A 905-nucleotide genomic window follows, 5' to 3' on the forward strand; every position below is an offset into this window, starting at 1 on the left:
TCGAGCAGGCCGCCGATGTCGTCGCCGAAGTCACCGCAGAGCAGGGACAGGTCGAACTTGGCCGTGCCGCTGTCCACCTGCATCGGCTCGAGCGGACTCTTCTCCTCACCGTCCTGCGGCCCGGCCGAGCGGCCCGTGTTCTGAAGAGCGAACATGACCTGGAAGAGCGGAGACCGGCTCAGGTCGCGCTCGGGCTTCAGCTCGTCGACGAGCTTCTCGAAGGGCACGTCCTGGTGAGTGTACGCGCCGAGCGTCGTCTCCTTCACCTGAGCCAGCAACTCGCGGAACGTCATCTCCCCCGTCAGCCGTGCGCGCAGCGCGAGCGTGTTGACGAAGAAGCCGACGATGCCCTCTATCTCCGAGCGCTGCCGATTCGCGATGGGCGAGCCGACGACGATGTCGTCCTGGCCCGAGTAGCGAGCGAGCAACACCTGGAACGCGGACAGCAGTGCCATGAAGGGCGTGACGCCTTCACGCAGGCACAGCGCGCGCAGCTCGGCGGTGAGCTGCGAGCCCAGCTCGATGGGGAGCGTGCCGCCGTTCGCCGTCTGAACGGGAGGACGCGGCCTGTCGGTGGGCAGCTCCAGTGCGTGGGGAGCCCCGGCGAGCTGACCTCGCCACCAGCTCACCTGCTTGGAGAGGGCTTCGTCGCGCAGCCAGCCTCGCTGCCACGCCGCGTAGTCCGCGTACTGAAGCTCCAGCGGCGCGAGCGGCGAGGGGAGTCCCTGGGCAAACGCGGCGTAGAGCGCTCCGACTTCCCGCGTGAGGATGCCGCTGGACCAGCCATCCGAGACGATGTGGTGGACGGTGACGAGCAGGATGTGGCGCTGCTCGGAGAGGCGAAGCACGGAAGCACGGAGCAGCGGGGCCTGGGAGAGCTCGAACGGCTTCTGCGCTTCGAGTTG

1 protein-coding gene is annotated in these 905 nt (G+C 68.2%); it reads right to left on the reverse strand.

Going from position 1 to position 905, the window contains the following annotated elements:
• Nucleotides 1–905: condensation domain-containing protein (locus HUA78_RS45695; RefSeq protein WP_254624269.1), on the reverse strand; the 905-nt coding region annotated here is incomplete at both ends.

This window comes from Myxococcus sp. CA033, from assembly GCF_013336625.1.
Taxonomy (GTDB): domain Bacteria; phylum Myxococcota; class Myxococcia; order Myxococcales; family Myxococcaceae; genus Myxococcus; species Myxococcus llanfairpwllgwyngyllgogerychwyrndrobwllllantysiliogogogochensis.